Source organism: Streptomyces lancefieldiae, assembly GCF_031845825.1.
GTDB lineage: Bacteria > Actinomycetota > Actinomycetes > Streptomycetales > Streptomycetaceae > Streptomyces > Streptomyces lancefieldiae.
In genome coordinates, this window is sequence record NZ_JAVRFH010000366.1 from 1 (window position 1) to 424 (window position 424).

Genomic DNA, 424 nt, shown 5'->3' on the forward strand with positions numbered 1-424 from the left:
GACCTGCCGCGTGCGATGGACGGCTACATCCAAACACTGCGGGAGGGCATCGCGCGCGGCATCACCCCCGCGCGCCGACAGGTCCGCGAGGTGCTGGCGCAGGTGCGCAAGCACGCGGAGCCCGACGGGTTCTTCGCGGGCCTCGCCGCCGATGCCGAGCTCGAGAACGGATCGCTTCCGGCATCCCTCGCCCGCGACCTCTCCGACGCCGCCGGCGCAGCGACGTCGGCGTACGGCGAGCTCGCCGACTTCCTGGCCACCGACCTCGACGACGCCGCGACCGAGCAGGACGCCGTCGGGCGCGAGATCTACGCCCTGCGGTCGAGGCAGTTCCTGGGCGCCAAGATCGATCTCGACGAGACCTACGACTGGGGCGTCGAGGAACTCGCGCGCATGGTCGCCGAGCAGGAGGCCGTCGCCAGGG

At 72.4% G+C, this 424-nt stretch carries 1 protein-coding gene; it reads left to right on the top strand.

Annotation, left to right across the window (positions count from 1 at the left end):
* On the top strand, positions 1 to 424 hold a 424-nt coding region (locus RM812_RS42540; protein ID WP_311586414.1), incomplete at both ends, for a DUF885 family protein.